This window comes from Allostreptomyces psammosilenae, assembly GCF_013407765.1.
GTDB lineage: Bacteria > Actinomycetota > Actinomycetes > Streptomycetales > Streptomycetaceae > Allostreptomyces > Allostreptomyces psammosilenae.
Genome location: NZ_JACBZD010000001.1, coordinates 400001 through 416614 on the forward strand (window position 1 = coordinate 400001; position 16614 = coordinate 416614).

13 protein-coding genes, 2 rRNA genes and 1 pseudogene (1 of these 16 running past the window's edge) are annotated in these 16614 nt (G+C 74.5%); 12 read left to right on the forward strand and 4 right to left on the reverse strand.

What is annotated here, in order from left to right:
* From FHU37_RS01520 to FHU37_RS01535, 4 genes and pseudogenes are all read left to right on the forward strand, one after another.
* A 23S ribosomal RNA gene (locus FHU37_RS01520) occupies window positions 1-1216 on the forward strand; it begins 1889 nt to the left of the window's first position.
* 108 nt (window positions 1217-1324) lie between these two features.
* Window positions 1325-1441, forward strand: a 5S ribosomal RNA gene (gene rrf, locus FHU37_RS01525).
* A 698-nt stretch (window positions 1442-2139) separates the two neighbouring features.
* A pseudogene (locus tag FHU37_RS27655) lies at window positions 2140-2847 on the forward strand (tetratricopeptide repeat protein); the annotation flags it as partial.
* Between the two features lie 258 nt (window positions 2848-3105).
* Complete coding sequence (locus tag FHU37_RS01535) at window positions 3106-4083, forward strand: tetratricopeptide repeat protein (RefSeq protein ID WP_312892731.1); 978 nt, start codon at window positions 3106-3108, stop codon at window positions 4081-4083.
* Window positions 4084-4186: 103 nt separating this feature from the next.
* On the opposite strand, the gene FHU37_RS01540 is transcribed toward FHU37_RS01535, so the two are convergent.
* Entirely contained in the window at window positions 4187-5593 is a 1407-nt protein-coding gene (locus FHU37_RS01540) for a DUF1015 family protein (protein WP_179812420.1), read from the reverse strand.
* Window positions 5594-5741: 148 nt separating this feature from the next.
* Between FHU37_RS01540 and FHU37_RS01545 the strand changes: the two genes are divergently transcribed.
* Complete coding sequence (locus FHU37_RS01545; RefSeq protein ID WP_179812421.1) at window positions 5742-6833, forward strand: HAD-IIA family hydrolase; 1092 nt, start codon at window positions 5742-5744, stop codon at window positions 6831-6833.
* A gap of 126 nt (window positions 6834-6959) precedes the next feature.
* Window positions 6960-7688, forward strand: coding sequence for a 3-keto-5-aminohexanoate cleavage protein (locus FHU37_RS01550; protein ID WP_179812422.1), 729 nt, complete (start codon window positions 6960-6962; stop codon window positions 7686-7688).
* 54 nt (window positions 7689-7742) lie between these two features.
* On the opposite strand, the gene FHU37_RS01555 is transcribed toward FHU37_RS01550, so the two are convergent.
* On the reverse strand, window positions 7743-8723 hold the full coding sequence (locus tag FHU37_RS01555; RefSeq protein ID WP_179812423.1) for a 2-hydroxyacid dehydrogenase: 981 nt from the start codon (window positions 8721-8723) through the stop codon (window positions 7743-7745).
* A 65-nt stretch (window positions 8724-8788) separates the two neighbouring features.
* Window positions 8789-9979 carry a lactate 2-monooxygenase gene (locus FHU37_RS01560; protein WP_179812424.1) on the reverse strand — a complete coding sequence of 397 codons (1191 nt, stop codon included), beginning with the start codon at window positions 9977-9979 and terminating at the stop codon, window positions 8789-8791.
* A 97-nt stretch (window positions 9980-10076) separates the two neighbouring features.
* Between FHU37_RS01560 and FHU37_RS01565 the strand changes: the two genes are divergently transcribed.
* On the forward strand, window positions 10077-10718 hold the full coding sequence (locus tag FHU37_RS01565) for a TetR/AcrR family transcriptional regulator (protein ID WP_179812425.1): 642 nt from the start codon (window positions 10077-10079) through the stop codon (window positions 10716-10718).
* A 121-nt stretch (window positions 10719-10839) separates the two neighbouring features.
* A complete protein-coding gene (locus FHU37_RS01570; protein ID WP_179812426.1) occupies window positions 10840-11286 on the forward strand; it encodes an anthrone oxygenase family protein in 447 nt (148 codons plus the stop codon).
* 27 nt (window positions 11287-11313) lie between these two features.
* Here FHU37_RS01570 and FHU37_RS01575 read toward each other — a convergent pair whose 3' ends face one another.
* The gene (locus FHU37_RS01575; RefSeq protein WP_179812427.1) at window positions 11314-11664 is read right to left on the reverse strand and encodes an SCP2 sterol-binding domain-containing protein; all 351 of its coding nucleotides are present in this window, start codon (window positions 11662-11664) and stop codon (window positions 11314-11316) included.
* A 131-nt stretch (window positions 11665-11795) separates the two neighbouring features.
* On the opposite strand from FHU37_RS01575, the gene FHU37_RS01580 reads away from it, so the two are divergent.
* The 4 genes from FHU37_RS01580 to recN all read left to right on the forward strand — a co-directional run bounded on the left by FHU37_RS01580 (window position 11796) and on the right by recN (window position 16335).
* Entirely contained in the window at window positions 11796-12194 is a 399-nt protein-coding gene (locus FHU37_RS01580) for a hypothetical protein (RefSeq protein ID WP_179812170.1), read from the forward strand.
* Window positions 12195-12204: 10 nt separating this feature from the next.
* Window positions 12205-13011 carry a TlyA family RNA methyltransferase gene (locus FHU37_RS01585; RefSeq protein WP_312892371.1) on the forward strand — a complete coding sequence of 269 codons (807 nt, stop codon included), beginning with the start codon at window positions 12205-12207 and terminating at the stop codon, window positions 13009-13011.
* A gap of 237 nt (window positions 13012-13248) precedes the next feature.
* Entirely contained in the window at window positions 13249-14172 is a 924-nt protein-coding gene (locus FHU37_RS01590) for an NAD kinase (protein ID WP_179812429.1), read from the forward strand.
* A 435-nt stretch (window positions 14173-14607) separates the two neighbouring features.
* The gene (gene recN, locus FHU37_RS01595; protein WP_179815951.1) at window positions 14608-16335 is read left to right on the forward strand and encodes a DNA repair protein RecN; all 1728 of its coding nucleotides are present in this window, start codon (window positions 14608-14610) and stop codon (window positions 16333-16335) included.
* The last annotated feature ends 279 nt before the right edge of the window (window positions 16336-16614 follow it).

Below are 16614 nucleotides of genomic sequence, written 5' to 3' on the forward strand. Positions count from 1 at the left end.
CGGGAGAAGGGGGGCCGCTGCTGGTGAAGGGACTTGCTCCTGGAGCTGGTGGTGGCCGCAGAGACCAGCGAGAAGCGACTGTTTACTAAAAACACAGGTCCGTGCGAAGCCGTAAGGCGATGTATACGGACTGACGCCTGCCCGGTGCTGGAACGTTAAGGGGACCGGTTAGTCGACTCTTCGGGGTTGGCGAAGCTGAGAACTTAAGCGCCAGTAAACGGCGGTGGTAACTATAACCATCCTAAGGTAGCGAAATTCCTTGTCGGGTAAGTTCCGACCTGCACGAATGGCGTAACGACTTCTCGACTGTCTCAACCATGGGCCCGGTGAAATTGCATTACGAGTAAAGATGCTCGTTTCGCGCAGCAGGACGGAAAGACCCCGGGACCTTTACTATAGCTTGATATTGGTGTTCGGTTCGGCTTGTGTAGGATAGGTGGGAGCCGGTGAAGTCGCGTCGCTAGGCGTGGTGGAGGCGTTGTTGAAATACCACTCTGGTCGTGCTGGATGTCTAACCTGGGTCCGTGATCCGGATCAGGGACAGTGTCTGGTGGGTAGTTTAACTGGGGCGGTTGCCTCCTAAAGGGTAACGGAGGCGCCCAAAGGTTCCCTCAGCCTGGTTGGCAATCAGGTGTTGAGTGTAAGTGCACAAGGGAGCTTGACTGTGAGACTGACGGGTCGAGCAGGTGCGAAAGCAGGGACTAGTGATCCGGCGGTGGCTTGTGGAAGCGCCGTCGCTCAACGGATAAAAGGTACCCCGGGGATAACAGGCTGATCTTCCCCAAGAGTCCATATCGACGGGATGGTTTGGCACCTCGATGTCGGCTCGTCGCATCCTGGGGCTGGAGTTGGTCCCAAGGGTTGGGCTGTTCGCCCATTAAAGCGGTACGCGAGCTGGGTTTAGAACGTCGTGAGACAGTTCGGTCCCTATCCGCTGTGCGCGTAGGAGTCTTGAGAAGGGCTGTCCCTAGTACGAGAGGACCGGGACGGACGAACCTCTGGTGTGCCAGTTGTTCTGCCAAGGGCATGGCTGGTTGGCTACGTTCGGGAGGGATAACCGCTGAAAGCATCTAAGCGGGAAGCTTGCTTCGAGATGAGGACTCCCACCCACGTGATGGGTTAAGGCTCCCGGTAGACGACCGGGTTGATAGGCCGGGTGTGGAAGCACTGTGAGGTGTGGAGCTGACCGGTACTAATAGGCCGAGGGCTTGTCCATAGATGCTACGCGTCCACTGTGTGGTTCTGGAACCACGAACACGCCATCCCTGGCCAGGGCTGGACGTTTGATATGTGAATCTGTTGCTGGATTCCTGTTCCCAAGGTTTCCGGTGGTCATAGCGTGAGGGAAACGCCCGGTTACATTCCGAACCCGGAAGCTAAGCCTCTCAGCGCCGATGGTACTGCACGCGGGAGTGTGTGGGAGAGTAGGACGCCGCCGGATTAATAGTGAAGATGGGGTGTGGTCTTCCGACCGAAGGATTGGTCGGAAGACCACACCCCATTTTTTGTGTCGTCTCCCGACTCGTTCTCGTGTCGACGGAGCCGGATCGGAACCGCTCACCCGGTTCCGCCGGCGCGGTCGCCCACACGATGGGCGACAATGGGTGAGTTGCCCGGATACCCAGGAGGACCGGGCCCGCTTACGGACCCGATCGGCGGGTAACCGCCGGGGTCTACTCCAACAGCAGAGTGTGCCGAGAACCAGTGCCCGAGAAGCAGACAGGAGCCGCGTCGATGTCGAACCCACCCGAGGGTCCCCGGGATGACCGGCGGGCCGGCGAGAGCCGAGGCCCCCGGGGCGGTCGGCGCGAGGAGCGCGGCGGCTTCCGACGTGACGAGCGCCGTGAGGACCGTGGAGGCTTCCGCGGCGAAGACAGCCGCCGAGACCGCGGCGAGGGGCAGCGTGGCGGGGGGCGCCCCGCACCCCGTCGTGGGGAGGGCGGCGGCTACCGCCGCGATGACCGGGAAGGCTTCCGTCGTGATGACCGCGGTGGCGGTTTCCGCCGCGACGACCGCCCCTCCTACCGCCGGGACGAGGAGCGCGGCGACGACCGGCGCGGCTACCGTCCCGTAGAGCGTCGTGACGACCGGCCGGCGCCTCGCCGTGACGACCGTGGCGACTTCCGCCGGTACGACGACGACCGCCCGCGGCGGCCGCGTGACGACCGTGATGCCGGTCCGCGTCGTGATGAGCGTGGTGGCGGTTTCCGTCGGGATGAGCGTCCGGGTGGTTTCCGGCGTGATGACCGTGAGGGCGGTTTCCGTCGGGATGACCGTGATGCCGGTCCGCGTCGTGATGAGCGTGGCGGTGGTTTCCGTCGGGATGAGCGTCCGGGTGGTTTCCGGCGTGATGACCGTGAGGGCGGTTTCCGTCGGGATGACCGTGATGCCGGTCCGCGTCGTGATGAGCGTGGCGGTGGTTTCCGTCGGGATGAGCGTCCGGGTGGTTTCCGGCGTGATGACCGTGAGGGCGGTTTCCGTCGGGACGACCGTGATGCCGGTCCGCGTCGTGACGAGCGTGGTGGCGGTTTCCGTCGGGATGAGCGTCCGGGTGGTTTCCGTCGGGACGACCGTGACGGCGGTCCGCGTCGTGACGAGCGTGGTGGCGGTTTCCGTCGGGATGAGCGTCCGGGTGGTTTCCGTCGGGATGACCGTGACGCCGGTCCGCGCCGCGATGAGCGTGGTGGCGGTTTCCGTCGGGATGAGCGTCCGGGTGGTTTCCGTCGGGATGACCGTGAGGGCGGTTTCCGGCGCGAGGATCGTCCGGGTGGTTTCCGTCGGGACGACCGCGATGCCGGTCCGCGCCGCGATGAGCGTGGTGGCGGGTTCCGCCGTGACGAGCGTCCCGGCCGTGACGAGCGCCCCGGCGGCTTCCGCCGGGACGACCGCCCCGGCGGCTTCCGGCGCGACGACCGCCCCGGCGGTTTCCGTCGGGACCGTGACGGCGGCCCGCGCCGTGACGAGCGTGGCGGCGGTTTCCGTCGCGAGGGGCGTCCCGGTGGGTACCGGCGCGACGAGCGTGGCGGTCCCCGTGGCGAGGGCGCTCCGCCCCGCCGCCGGCTGCCGATCCCGGAGGACGTCACGGGCATGGAGCTCGACGCCTCCGTGCGGCAGGAACTCAAGAGCATGCCGAAGGACCTCGCCGACGACGTCGCGCGCCACCTGGTGATGGTGGCCCGACTGGTCGACTCGGAGCCGGAGCGCGCCTACGAGTACGCGCAGACCGCCCTGCGGCTCGCCTCCCGGGTCGCCGCCGTCCGCGAGGCCGCGGGATTCGCCGCGTACGCCACCGAGCGCTACTCGGAGGCGCTGGCGGAGTTCCGCGCGGCGCGCCGGATGAGCGGCAGCGCGGACCTGTGGCCCGTCATGGCGGACTGCGAGCGCGGCATGGGCCGCCCGGAGAAGGCCCTGGAGATGGCCGGTGACCCCGAGGTCAACCGGCTGGACCAGGCCGGGCGCATCGAGATGCGCCTGGTCGCCGCCGGGGCCCGCACCGACATGGGCCAGATCGACGCGGCGGTGGTCACCCTGCAGTGCCCGGAGCTGACCTCCACGGCCGTGCGGCCCTGGACGGCGCGGCTGCGCTACGCCTACGCGGACGCCCTGCTCGCGGCCGGCCGGGAGAAGGAGGCCCGCGACTGGTTCGCCAAGGCGGCGGACGCCGACCGTGACGGCTCCACCGACGCCGCCGAGCGCCTCGCCGTGCTGGACGGCGTGGAGTACACCGACGCCCTGGACCCGGACGCCGAGGACCTCGACGAGGTCGAGGACCTGGCCGCCGGCGAGGAGTTCCTGAGCGCCACCGAGGCGGAGGCCGACGGGCGGCACGCCCACGACGTGCGGGAGGACGCGGGCGAGGAGGTCGCGCCCAGCCAGGAGACGGCCGGTGACCAGGTGTCCCCGACCAGCCCCTTCCTGGAGCCGCGGATCCCCCAGGAGGGCGACGCGGACGCCGACGTCACCCCGGAGACCGAGCCCGAGTCCGGGCGCGACTCCGAGGCGGAGCAGGCACCCTCCGACGAGGCGCGCTCCGACGAGGCGCCGGAGTCGGAGCAGCGGGAGAGCGGCGAGGGCGAGCGCTGACGCGCCGCCCGACCAGCACGCGGTGAAACGCGGTGGGGGCGACCGGCTTCGGCCGGTCGCCCCCACCGCTTTCTCCTGAACCGGCCGGGGCGGGCCGGTGGACTCAGCCCTCCGGCAGTGCCCGCATCACCAGGCCGACGGCCGGCTTCGGGCCGAAGGAGGTCGACTTCCGCGGCATGGTGACGCCCTGGGCCGCGAGCGACCGCACCAGATCCTCACGGACGGGCGCCAGCAGCACCGCCGTGCCGCCGTCCCGCCGTGCCCGGCGCAGGGCGTCCCCCGCCTGGTGCACGTAGTGCACCCGGCCGGGCGCGTCCGGCACCCCCCACAGCCGCTCCAGGACCACGTCGTGCAACACGGTGGCCGACAGCCGGCGCCATGGCTCGGGCCGGTCGCGGCGCACCCTGGCCTGGAGCAGCGCCTCGTCGGGGTCGGTGGCGAGCGTCGGCGCGGTTCCCTCGGGCCCGCCGGCGACCAGCAGTGCCGGCCCGTGGGCGGCGGCCTGGGCGAGCGCGCGCTGGGCGGCGGGCAGGTCCGGGGAGACCGGGCGCAGCCGCCGGAAGGCGCCGGTGAGCCGCCGGACCGCCTCGGTCGGCGGCAGTCCGGGCACCACCCGATGGATGGCGCCGAGGCGCAGCGGGTAGCGGTCGGAGTCCACCAGCATGGCGAGGCCCCGGTCCCAGAATCCGGGCGCCGGCGTCGTACGGCCGTGGTCGCCCGGCCGGTGGCCCGGCGCCGGCGCCGCGGCGGTCCCGTGCCGTGACCGCAGGGCGAGGTAGGTGGCCCAGCGGTGGTGGCCGTCGGCGATCAGCGCCGGACCGGACGCGGCGAGGTCGGCGCTGATGGCGGCGATCGCGTCGGTGTCGGTGACCGGCCAGAGGCGGTGCCGGGCCCCGCCGGCCGTCCGGGCCGAGACCGCCGGTGTCCGTTCGGCGACGACCTCCTCGATGACCTGCGCCGCGGTGCCCCGGCCGTGGTAGGTGAGCAGGATCGGCTCCGGGTTGGCGCCGAGCTCGCTCATGAGTCCGGCGCGCTCCTCCACCGTCCGCGGGACCACGTCCTCGTGCGGCAGCACCAGCCCCTCCTCGGGCGGGCTCAGCCGCAGGGCGCCGATGACGCCGCGCTGGAGGAGCACGTCCTCGCCGGGGACGTCGCGGCGCTGCTCGTAGACGTAGAGCGCGGGGTGGGGCTCGGGCACCAGCACGCCCTGGTGTCGCCAGTCGCGGAAGGTGCGTGCGGCCCTGCGGTGGCATTCCCCGGCCGGTACGCTGTCGCAGTCCGGGGCGATCAGCCGCACGGCGTTGTGCGGCGAGGTGGCGCGGAGTTCGCGCAGCAGGGCGGCGTCCACCATGTCGTAGGGCGGGCTGATGACGGCCGCGATGTCGTCGATCCGCCGGCCGTCGTACCGCAGGCCGCGGAAGGGCGCCAGGGACAGGGCGGGCTGGTGGTCCGGCCCGGTCGTTCGCGTCGCGCCTCGCGGGATCGCCGCGTCAGGGCACTTCGGTGTCATCCTCGGCATGCTACGTGCCGGGCGCTGACCTGGACGGACGCGCCCGGTCGCGGCGGTGGTGCGGTGGCCCGTCCCGCCCCGGGGCGGGGTCGCGGTGCCCGGGGGACCGCCCCGGCGCGCCGACCAACGTGAGAGAGGGTGGAGCTCGATGACGACGTCCGAACCGAGGCCGGGCGCCGCGCGGGTGTTGCCGCGCACCGGCACCCCTGGCGCGCTGCACGAGGAGTACGACACGGCACTGCTCGACCTCGACGGCGTCGTCTACACCGGGCCGGTCGCCGTCCCGCACGCCGTGGAGTCGCTGCTCGCGGCGCGGGACGCCGGGATGCGGCTGGCGTACGTGACCAACAACGCGGCCCGCCCGCCGTCCGTGGTGGCCGCGCACATCTCCGAGCTGGGGATCCCCGCCGACGCCTCGGAGGTGGTCACCTCGGCGCAGGCGGCGGCCCGGCTGGTGGCCGAGCGGGTGCCCGAGGGCGCGGCGGTGCTGGTGGTCGGCGGGGCCGGGCTGGAGGAGGCGCTGCGGGAGCGGGGGCTGCGGCCGGTCCGTTCGGCGGAGGACTCCCCGGCGGCGGTGGTCCAGGGCTACGCGCCGGACGTGGACTGGCGGCAGCTTGCCGAGGCGTCCTACGCGGTGGCGGCCGGCCTGCCCTACATCGCCTCCAACACCGACCTGACCATTCCGACGGCGCGCGGCAAGGCGCCGGGGAACGGCGCGCTGGTGAACGTGGTGCGCACGGCGACGGGGGTGGATCCGGTGGTGGCGGGCAAGCCGCTGCTGCCGATGCACCGGGAGACGATCCGGCGGACCGGTGCGCGCCGGCCGCTGGTGGTGGGGGACCGGCTGGACACCGACATCGAGGGTGCGGTGACCGGTGGGGTGGACAGCCTGCTGGTGCTCACCGGGGTCACCGACGCGGCGCAGCTGCTGGCGGCGCCCGCGCACCAGCGGCCGACCTGGATCGCCGAGGACCTGCGCGGGCTGCTGGTGCCGCACCCGGCGGTGACGACGGCGGACGCGGCGGCGGAGGGACCGGGCGGGGAGCCGGACGGCGTCGGGCCGGTGTGGCGGTGCGGCGACTGGTCGGCCCGGGTGGCCGGCGGGGTGCTGGAGCTCTCCGCGGGGGTGGCCGAGGCGGACCGGATCGACGGGCTGCGTGCGGCGTGCGCGGCCGCCTGGGGCCACCCGGGGGAGCGGCCGCTGGACGTGCGCAAGGCGTTGGAGGCCCTGGAGGGCTGAGCCGGGCCGGGTGGCCGGGCCCGCCCTTCGTGATGGGCCGGGCCGCCCCGGCGCGCCGTCCGACACGCCGGCGGCGCGGCCCCGCGCTGCCGGGCGGCTGTCGGAGTCGGGCGGCATGATCGAACCGTGCTACAGGTCTGCCTCAACGGTGCTCGCGGTCGCGCCGAGCATCCCGCTCTCCCGGTGTCCGCGGAGGAGCTCGCGACGGCGGCGCGGGCGGCCGTCGCGGCCGGCGCGGAGGACATACATCTGCATCCCAAGACGCCGGACGGCGTGGACTCGCTGGATCCGGTGGTGCTGGCGCGGGCGGTGGCGTGTGTGCGCGAGGCCGTGCCGGGCGTGCCGGTGGGGGTGACCACCGGCGCGTGGACGGCGCCCGACGCGGCGGAGCGGGCGGCGCTGGTGCGCTCCTGGACGGTCCTTCCGGACACCGCCTCGGTGAACTGGCACGAGGAGGGTGCCGAGCGGGTGGCGGAGGCGCTGTCGGAGCGCGGGGTGGGCGTCGAGGCGGGTCTGTTCACCGGGACGGACGCGGTGGGCCGGTTCCTCGCCTCGGGGTTCGCGCGCCGGGTGCTTCGGGTGCTGGTCGAGGTGGTGCCGGGTACGGCGGCGGCCGGCGGGGTGGGTGCGGCGGCGGGTGCCGAGGCGGCGATCGCGGCGCTGGAGGAGCTGCGGGAGGGCTACCGCGGCGCGGTGCTGCTGCACGGCGAGGCCGAGCAGGCCTGGCCGGTGCTGCGGCTGGCGGCGGAGCGCGGGCTGGATCGCCGGATCGGGCTGGAGGACACGCTGACCCTGCCGGACGGCCGCAGGGCGCCGGACAACGCCGCTCTGGTGCGGGCGGCGCTGGCCGGGTAGCCGGCGGGGGCGTGGCGGTGTCCCGGGCGTGCGCGTGTCCCGGGCGCGCGGTGTTCAGCGCGTCCGGCTGACCACGTCGCGCGGGGGCTTGCCGTCCAGGTAGGCGCGCACGTTCTCCAGTGCCGCGAGCGCGATGCGGACCAGCGTCTCCCGGGTGACGCCGCCGACGTGCGGGGAGAGCACGACGTTCGGGGCGCGCAGCAGCCGCAGGGCGGTGGTGGGCGGCTCGGGATCGAAGACGTCCAGGCCGGCGCCGGCGAGGCGTCCGGCCTCCAGGGCGTCGGCGAGCGCGTCCTGGTCGACGATCGCGCCCCGGGCGGTGTTGATCAGGTGGGCCGTGGGCTTGAGCAGGGCGAGCCGTTCGGCGTCGAGCAGGCCCCGGGTGTGCTCGTTCAGCGGGGCGTGCACCGAGACGTAGTCCGAGGTGGTCAGCAGTTCCTCCAGCGGGACCCGGCGCGCCGCGTAGCGCGCCTCCGCCTGCGGCTGCGGACGCGGGCCGGTGTAGAGGACGGACATGTCGAACGCGGCGGCGCGGCGGGCCACCTCCTGGCCGATCCGGCCGAGGCCGATGATGCCGAGGGTCTTCCCGCACAGCTCGGTGATCGACCGCTGGAGCCGGGGGAGCGCCCAGTCGGCGTCGACCAGGGCGGTGTGCGCGGGGACGAGGCGCTTGGCGAGCGCGAGCATCAGCGCGAAGGTCTGCTCGGCGACGTTCTGGTTCTCGGCGCCGCTGGATCCGATGTTGGCCACGGTGACGCCGGCGCGCTCCGCGGCGGGGAGGTCGACGTAGTCGAAGCCGTGGCTGGCGCACTGGACGAGGCGCAGCTGTGGCGCCGCCGCGACGGCCTCGGCGGTGATCGGGGCGAGCGCGGTGGTGATGACCTGCGCGCGGGCCAGGGCCCGGGGGTCCTCGGTGGCGCTCTCCACGACGGTGACCTCGGCGCGGTCGCCGAGCTGGGCGGCGAGGGCGCCGCCGACGTCGCGTCCGCCGACGTGCGGGGAGATGACGACGAGGACGTGTGTGGGCTCGGTCATGGGCGTCCTTGCTGTGACGGGCGGATGGGGGGTGGGCGCGGGTCGGTGGAGGGTCCGCGGGGGTGTCAGGCGGGCAGCAGGGTCCGTCTGTCGAGTTCGCGGTGGCTGGTGTGGCCGGTGAGGGCCACCGTGAGGTCGAGTTCGGCCAGCAGGCAGCGCAGCACGTGCTCCACGCCGCGCTGGCCGTCCAGCGCGAGGCCGTACAGGACGGGGCGGCCGAGGAGCACGGCGCGGGCGCCGAGGGCGAGCGCCTTGACGACGTCGGCGCCGGTGCGCACGCCGGAGTCGAACAGCACGGTGAGCCGGTCCCCGACGGCGTCGGCGACGGCGGGGAGGGCGTCCAGGGCGGCGACGGCGCCGTCGACCTGCCGGCCGCCGTGGTTGGAGACGATGACGCCGTCCATGCCGTGCTCGGCGGCGAGTTCGGCGTCCTCGACGGCGCAGATTCCCTTGAGCAGGATGGGGCCGTCCCAGTGCTCGCGGAGGAACGGCAGGTCGTCCCAGCCGAGCTGGGGGTGGGGGAACATGCCGGCCCAGTGCAGGGCGGCGGCGCCCGGGTCCTCCTCGACCGGCCTGGCCAGCCCGGCCCGGAACGCCGGGTCGGTGAGGTAGTTGGCGATGCCGACGCCGTCCAGGAAGGGCAGGAAGCCCCGGTCGAGGTCGGCGGGCCGCCAGCCCATCAGCGGCACGTCCAGGGTCACCACCAGCGCCGAGTAGCCGGCGGCCCTGGCCCGGCGCAGGAAGCTGAGGCACACCTCGCGGTCGGTGGGCCAGTACAGCTGGTACCAGCGCGGCGCCGCGGGGCCGCCGGCCTCGGCGACCTGCTCGAAGGAGTGCGACGCCTGGGTGGAGTGGACGTAGGGCACCCCGAGCGCCGCGGCCGCCCGGGCGGTGGCCAGCTCGCCCTCCGGGTGGGCCAGGGTCTGCACGCCCATGGGCGCGATCAGCACGGGCGCCGGGAGGTCGGTGCCCGCGACGGTGCAGCCGAGGTCGCGCCGGGCGGCGCCGCGCAGCATCCGGGGCAGGATGCGCCAGCGGTCGAAGGCGGCGCGGTTGGCGCGGGCGGTGGCGCCGCTGCCCGCGCTCGGCACCACGTATCCGAGGGCCTCGGGCGGCAGCACCTCGCGTGCCCGCTCCTCCAGCCCGGCCAGGTCGGTGGTGATGGCGGGCGTGCGCCCGGCGAGCATGCCGTTCAGGTAGATCTCGCTCTGGTGGTCGCTGAAGTTGGCGGGCCGCGGCGCTGCGGCTTGCGACATGGGGCGCCCCCGGCGGAGAGTGGATACGAAACGTATCGGATACTGAATGTATCGTCAGGGGGCCGTGTCGGCCCGTCAATAGCGGAGTGACCGTCAGATGCCCAAGGGACCCACGAAGCGCCGCCCGGAGACGGTGGCGCGGCTGCTGGAGGCGGCCCTGGACGCCTTCGCGGAGCGGGGGGTGCACGGCGTGACGATCGAGGAGCTGTGCGAGCGCGCCGGGTTCACCCGTGGCGCCTTCTACTCGAACTTCCGCAGCAAGGACGAGCTGCTGTGGGCGCTGTTCGACGCCTACGCGGAGCGGGCGGTGACCCGGGCCGGCGCCCTGCTCACGGCGATGGACGAGGCGGCCGATCCGATCTCCGCGCTGATCGACGCCAGTCGGCTGGACGATCCGGAGGAGCGCCGGTGGTACCTGGTCACCACCGAGATCAACCTCTACGCGATGCGGGATCCGGACGTCGCGCGGGCGCTCGCCGCGCACGAGGACCGGCTGCGGGAGAAGATCGCCGCGCTGCTCGCGGTCGCCTTCGAGCGCGCGGGGGTGCGCCCGGCGGTGGACCTGCACCAGTTGGCGCGGCTGCTGGTGGCGATCCGGGAGGGCGGGCAGGCGCAGAGCTACGTCCAGCCCGAGCGCTACCCGCCGGGTGACCTGGAGCGGACCTTCCTGCCGTTGATCCTGGAGGCCGTCACCGCGGGCAAGCGGGGCGCGGGGGACGGCGGCGCCCGCGAGGGCTGACGGCGCCGTCGCGCGTCCTCGCACCGGCACGGGTGCGCGCTAGCGCTGCTAGACAAACGAGCGGCAGTAGTACTAGCGTTGCCTCATCAGCTAGCAACGCTAGATTCCTGGAGGGGTCGTCATGCTCAACGCACTCGAGGTGTTCACCACCGTGGTCGTCGGCGTGATGGTGGGGGTGGAGTTCTCCGTCGCCTTCGTCATCAACCGGATCCTCGACGCACTCCCCGGCGACAGCGGCCAACTCGGCCGCGCCCACGGGGGCCGGATGCTCGGCGCCGTGATGCCGGTCTGGTACATCACCTCGCTCGTCCTCGTCGCGGTCTGGGCCGCCGCCGGATGGCGCCAGCAGGGCACCGGCCTCGTCGTCACCGCCGGCGCGCTGCTGGTCCTCAGCGTGATCATGTCGGTCCTGCTGCTCGTCCCGATCAACAACCGGGGCAAGACGTGGACCCCGGAGAACCGGCCCGCCGACTGGAAGCAGCAGATGAACCGCTGGGACCGCTACCACCAGGTCCGCGTCGCCGTCATCATGGCCGCCTTCGCCCTGCTGGTAGCCGCCCTCGTCTGACCCGCCGGACGAGCCCCGGCCCCTGCCTCAGAGCAGGGCGCGCAGGCGGAGCAGGTCGGTGAAGCTCGCCTCCAGGCGCACCCGGCCGGAGGCCCAGGCCGAGCCGAACGACAGCTCGCCGGCCACCAGGGCCAGCAGGTCGTCCCCACTCAGCGCGAGGCGCACCTTCGCCTCGGGCGCGGCCGTGGCGGGATGCTCGGCCAGCTCGGTGATCCGGCCCCCGGTCAGCCGCCCGGTGAACACCACGTCCGGCTCGGTCAGTCGGCAGCTCACCGTGCGGTCCAGCCGGGCCGCCCCGCCCGCACCGCCGGCGCTCGCCGCGCCCAGGGTGGCGGCGAGCTGTTCGAGCGCCTCCCGGCACTGCGCCACTGTGGCCATGGTCTCTCCCCGTCCCCTCCACGAACACGCCGCCGGCGCTCCCGCGCCCGCGACCTCCGGACGACGGCACGGTATCCGAACACCGCTGCGGATCGGCGGTGCGGCCGTGCGCAGGGGGTAGCGTCGGACGGGTGCGCGAGAACGACAGCGAGTACCCCACCGCGGCCGACGGCGAGACCCTCCCCACGCCGCGGCGCCCCGCCCCGCCGGAGCACCCCGGCCCGCACGGCGCCGGCCCGGACGGCCCTGACCTCCCGGACGGCGCCGACCTCCCTGACGGGGCCGAGCCCGCGGACGCCGGGCCGGACGGCGGCGCGCCGGTCGGGCAGAGCCGTCCGGAGGCTCCCGTTCCCGTTCCGCTGGACCTCCCGACGACCGGCGAGGAGCCGGTGGACCGCCTGCTCGCCCGGTTGCGTACCGTGGACGCCCTGCCGGTCGGGGCGCACGCCGAGGTGTACGAGGATGTGCACGGCGGCCTGCGGGACGTGCTGGCGGCCCTGGACGAACGGGCGCCGGGGCCAAGGAGCTAGAGGAGAACAGGTGGCAGCGCGACGACGGCTGGACGCGGAACTGGTGCGCCGGTCACTGGCCCGGTCGCGGGAGCACGCCGGCGAGCTGATCGCCGCCGGCCGGGTCACCGTGGGCGGTCGGGCGGCCACGAAGCCGGCGACCCAGGTGGAGACCGGCGCCGCCATCGTCGTCACGCGCGACGACGACGACCCCGAGTACGCCTCCCGCGGCGGCCACAAGCTGGCCGGCGCGCTCGCCGCCTTCGCCCCCCTGGGCCTGACCGTCTCCGGACGGCGCTGCCTGGACGCCGGCGCCTCCACCGGCGGCTTCACGGACGTCCTGCTGCGCGGCGGGGCCGCCCGGGTGGCGGCCGTGGACGTCGGCTACGGCCAGCTGGCCTGGTCGCTGCGCACCGACCCGCGGGTGGCCGTGTACGACCGCACCAACGTGCGGGAGCTGGTGCCGGAGACCATCGACGGGCGGGTGGACCTGGTCGTCGGCGACCTCTCCTTCATCTCCCTCGGCCTGGTGCTGCCGGCCCTGGCCGGCTGCGCCGAGCCGGACGCCGACCTCGTCCTCATGGTGAAGCCGCAGTTCGAGGTCGGGCGGGAGCGGCTGGGCTCCGGCGGCGTGGTGCGGGACCCGGAGCTCCGGGTGGACGCGGTGCTGACGGTGGCCGCCCGCGCGGCCGAGCTGGGGCTCGGGGTGCGCGCGGTCACCGCCAGCCCGCTGCCCGGGCCGTCCGGCAACGTCGAGTACTTCGTGTGGTTCCGGGCCGACGCGCCGCCGGTCGATCCGGAGCAGGTGCGCCGGGCGGTCGCCGAGGGCCCGAGCTGACCCGCCCGGTCGGCCACCGGGCCAGCCGCCCGGTCGGCCCGCCCCCGGCCGCCGCCCCGGCCGGTGGAGGAGGGATACCGCCTTGATCTTCTCCGCCGCACGCTGTAGTCAGGTCCGCGGGCGGGCGGGTCGCCTCCGGGCGGGTCACCTCCCGGTGGACCGGCTCCGGGGTGAGGGTCATCGAGGGACCGTCGGCAGACCCCCTGACTCGCCGGTCCGTCCCAGGACGGCGGTCGCATGCCGCCGCCCGTGGTCGCGAGGAGTGGTTCGTTGGACAAGCGCACGGTGCTCCTGCTGGCACACACCGGCCGGGACGCGGCGCTGAGAAGCGCGCACCGGGTCGTCGAGCAACTGCTCGACGCGGGCATGTGCGTGCGCGTGCTCGCCACCGAGGCGGAGGAGCTGTCCCTGCCCGGGGCCGAGGTGGTGACCCCGCAGAGCGCCACCACCGAGGGCTGCGAGCTGCTCGTGGTGATGGGCGGGGACGGCACGCTGCTGCGCGGCGCGGAGCTGGCCCGGGAGTCCGGCATCCCCATGCTCGGGGTCAACCTCGGCCGGGTCGGCTTCCTCGCCGAGGCCGAACGCGAGGACCTGGACACCGTGGCGGTGCGGGTCATCGAGGGCTCCTACGAGGTCGAGGAGCGGATGACGATCGACGTCACGGTGCGGCAGGACGGCCGGGTGGTCCACCGCGACTGGGCGCTGAACGAGGCCGCCGTGGAGAAGGCCTCCCGGGAGCGCATGCTGGAGGTCGTCGCCGAGGTGGACGGCCGCCCGCTCTCCCGCTGGGGATGCGACGGGGTGGTCTGCGCCACCCCCACCGGCTCCACCGCCTACGCCTTCTCCGCCGGCGGACCGGTGGTCTGGCCCGAGGTGGAGGCGCTGCTCATGGTGCCGATCAGCGCCCACGCGCTGTTCGCCCGGCCGCTGGTGGTCTCCCCGGACTCGGTGCTGGCCGTGGAGGTGCTCTCCGGGACCTCGCACGGCGTGCTGTGGTGCGACGGCCGGCGCACCACGGAGCTGCCGCCCGGCGCCCGGGTGGAGGTCCGCCGGGGCGCCAAGCCGGTGCGGCTGGCCCGCCTGCACCGCGCGCCGTTCACCAACCGGCTGGTGGCCAAGTTCGCGCTGCCCGTGCAGGGCTGGCGCGGGACGGCGCGGTGACCGGGGCGGCGCGACGACCCGGGTGACCGGGCGGGCGACGCCGGGCCCGGCACGGCGCGGTGAGGCTCGACACGGGGAGCCGTTACCCTCGCTCGGAGGGTGTGGTGGAACCCGGCGCCGTCCGCGACGGCGTCGCCACGGCACCCTCTCAGCGGCCTCCCGACCCGGGTGCCCACCGCGCGCCGCGAGCCGCCGGGGTCGCGACCGACACGTCTTCGCAGGGGTTCGATGAGCGACACCAGGAGTAGCGCCGCGCCCGCCACCGGGCTGGCCGGCGACGCCAGAACAGCTGCGGCCGGAGGTTCGGCGGCGGGCGTGCCGCGCCCGGGGCTCCCCGCCCCGGACGCGCCGGCGGGCCCGCCGCCGGACGGCGTGCCGGCCGCCGCCGGGCCGACCCGGCCGGATCCGGCCGCCGGCCGCGCCCGTCTGGAGGAGATGCGCATCCGCTGCCTCGGCGTGATCGAGGACGCCGCGGTGGAGCTCTCCCCGGGCTTCACCGTCGTCACCGGGGAGACCGGCGCGGGCAAGACCATGGTGGTCACCAGCCTGGGCCTGCTGCTCGGCGGCAAGGCCGACCCGGCCCTGGTGCGCAGCGGCGCGGACCGGGCCGTCGTCGAGGGCCGGATAGTGCTGCCGCCCGACCACCCGGCCGCCCGCCGCGCCGAGGACGCCGGCGCGGAGCTGGACGACGGGGAACTGCTGGTCAGCCGGACCATCGTGGCCGAGGGCCGCTCCCGGGCGCACGTGGGCGGACGCTCCGCCCCGGTGGGGCTGCTCGCCGAGCTCTCCGAGGACCTGATCGCGGTGCACGGCCAGACCGACCAGCAGCGGCTGCTCCAGCCGGCCCGCCAGCGCGGCGCGCTGGACCGGTTCGCCGGCGCGGCCGTCGCCCGGCCGCTCGCCCGCTACGCCGCCGCCTACCGGCGGCTGCGGGAGGTCGCCGCGGAGCTCGCCGAGCTGACCGAGCGCGCCCGCGAGCGGGTCCAGGAGGCCGACATGCTCCGCTTCGGCCTGGAGGAGGTGGCCGCCGCCGAGCCGCAGCCCGGTGAGGACGTGGCGCTGGCCGCCGAGGCCGAACGGCTCGGCCACGCCGACGCCCTGCGCACCGCCGCCAGCGGGGCGCACGCGCTGCTGGTCGGCGATCCGGCCGCCACCGACCCGGAGCTGACCGAGGCGGTCACCCTGGTCGGCCAGGCCCGCCGGGCCCTGGAGGCGGTGGCCGGGCACGACCCGAAGCTGGCCGGCTTCGCCGAGCGGCTGGGCGAGGTCGGCTACCTGCTGTCCGACGTGGCCACCGACCTGGCCGGCTACGTGGACGGCGTGGAGGCCGACCCGCTGCGCCTGGCGGCCGTGGAGGAGCGCCGCGCCGTGCTCGCGGGCCTGTCCCGCAAGTACGGGGAGAACACCGACGAGGTGATCGCCTGGGCGGAGCGCGCGGCGGCCCGGCTGGCCGAGCTGGAGGGCGACGACGACCGCATCGGCGCGCTGGGCGCCGAGCGCGACGGGCTGCGCGCGGAGCTGGCCTCGCTCGCCGAGGAGGTCTCCCGGGCCCGCGCGGAGGCCGCCGAACGGTTCGGCGCGGCGGTGACCGAGGAACTGCGCGAGCTGGCCATGCCGCACGCCCGGGTCTCGGTGGCGCTCACCCAGACCGAGGACCCGGACGACGGGCTGGAGGTGGGCGGCCGGCTGCTGGCCTTCGGCCCGGCCGGCGTGGACGAGGTGGAACTGCTGCTCGCCCCGCACCCGGGCGCGCCGCCGCGGCCGATCGCCAAGGGCGCCTCGGGCGGTGAGCTGTCCCGGGTGATGCTGGCCGTGGAGGTGGTGTTCGCCGGCGCGGATCCGGTGCCGACGTACCTCTTCGACGAGGTGGACGCCGGCGTGGGCGGCAAGGCGGCGGTCGAGGTGGGCCGCCGGTTGGCCCGGCTGGCCCGCACCTCGCAGGTGGTGGTGGTCACCCACCTGCCGCAGGTGGCGGCGTTCGCCGACCGCCACCTGGTGGTGCGCAAGAGCGTGGACGGGACGGTGACCAGCAGCGGCGTCGTCGCCCTGGACGAGGCGGAGCGGGTCAGCGAGCTCTCCCGCATGCTGGCCGGCCTGGAGGACTCCGAGCTGGGCCGGGCGCACGCCGAGGAACTGCTGCGCACCGCCCGCGCCGACGCCTGAGCGGGGGCGTCCCGGGCCGTCCGGCGTCGCCCGTCCGGGTGACCCGCCCGCGGGGAGCCGCCGCGCCGTCCGGCGGCTCCCCGCTCCGGCCCTCGCCCGGCCCCGCCCGACCCCTCGCCCGGGTCCGGCACGTCGCGGAGGGTGCGGCTCCGACAGGTGAGCGGGGCGCCGCAGCGGGCAGGTGGAATAACGAAGCGGTAACACATCTGTCGCGGGATCGCCCTGCTGATCGGCACCGGGAGGTCCGCGCGTCCGGACGAGCGGACAGGGGGAGCGGTG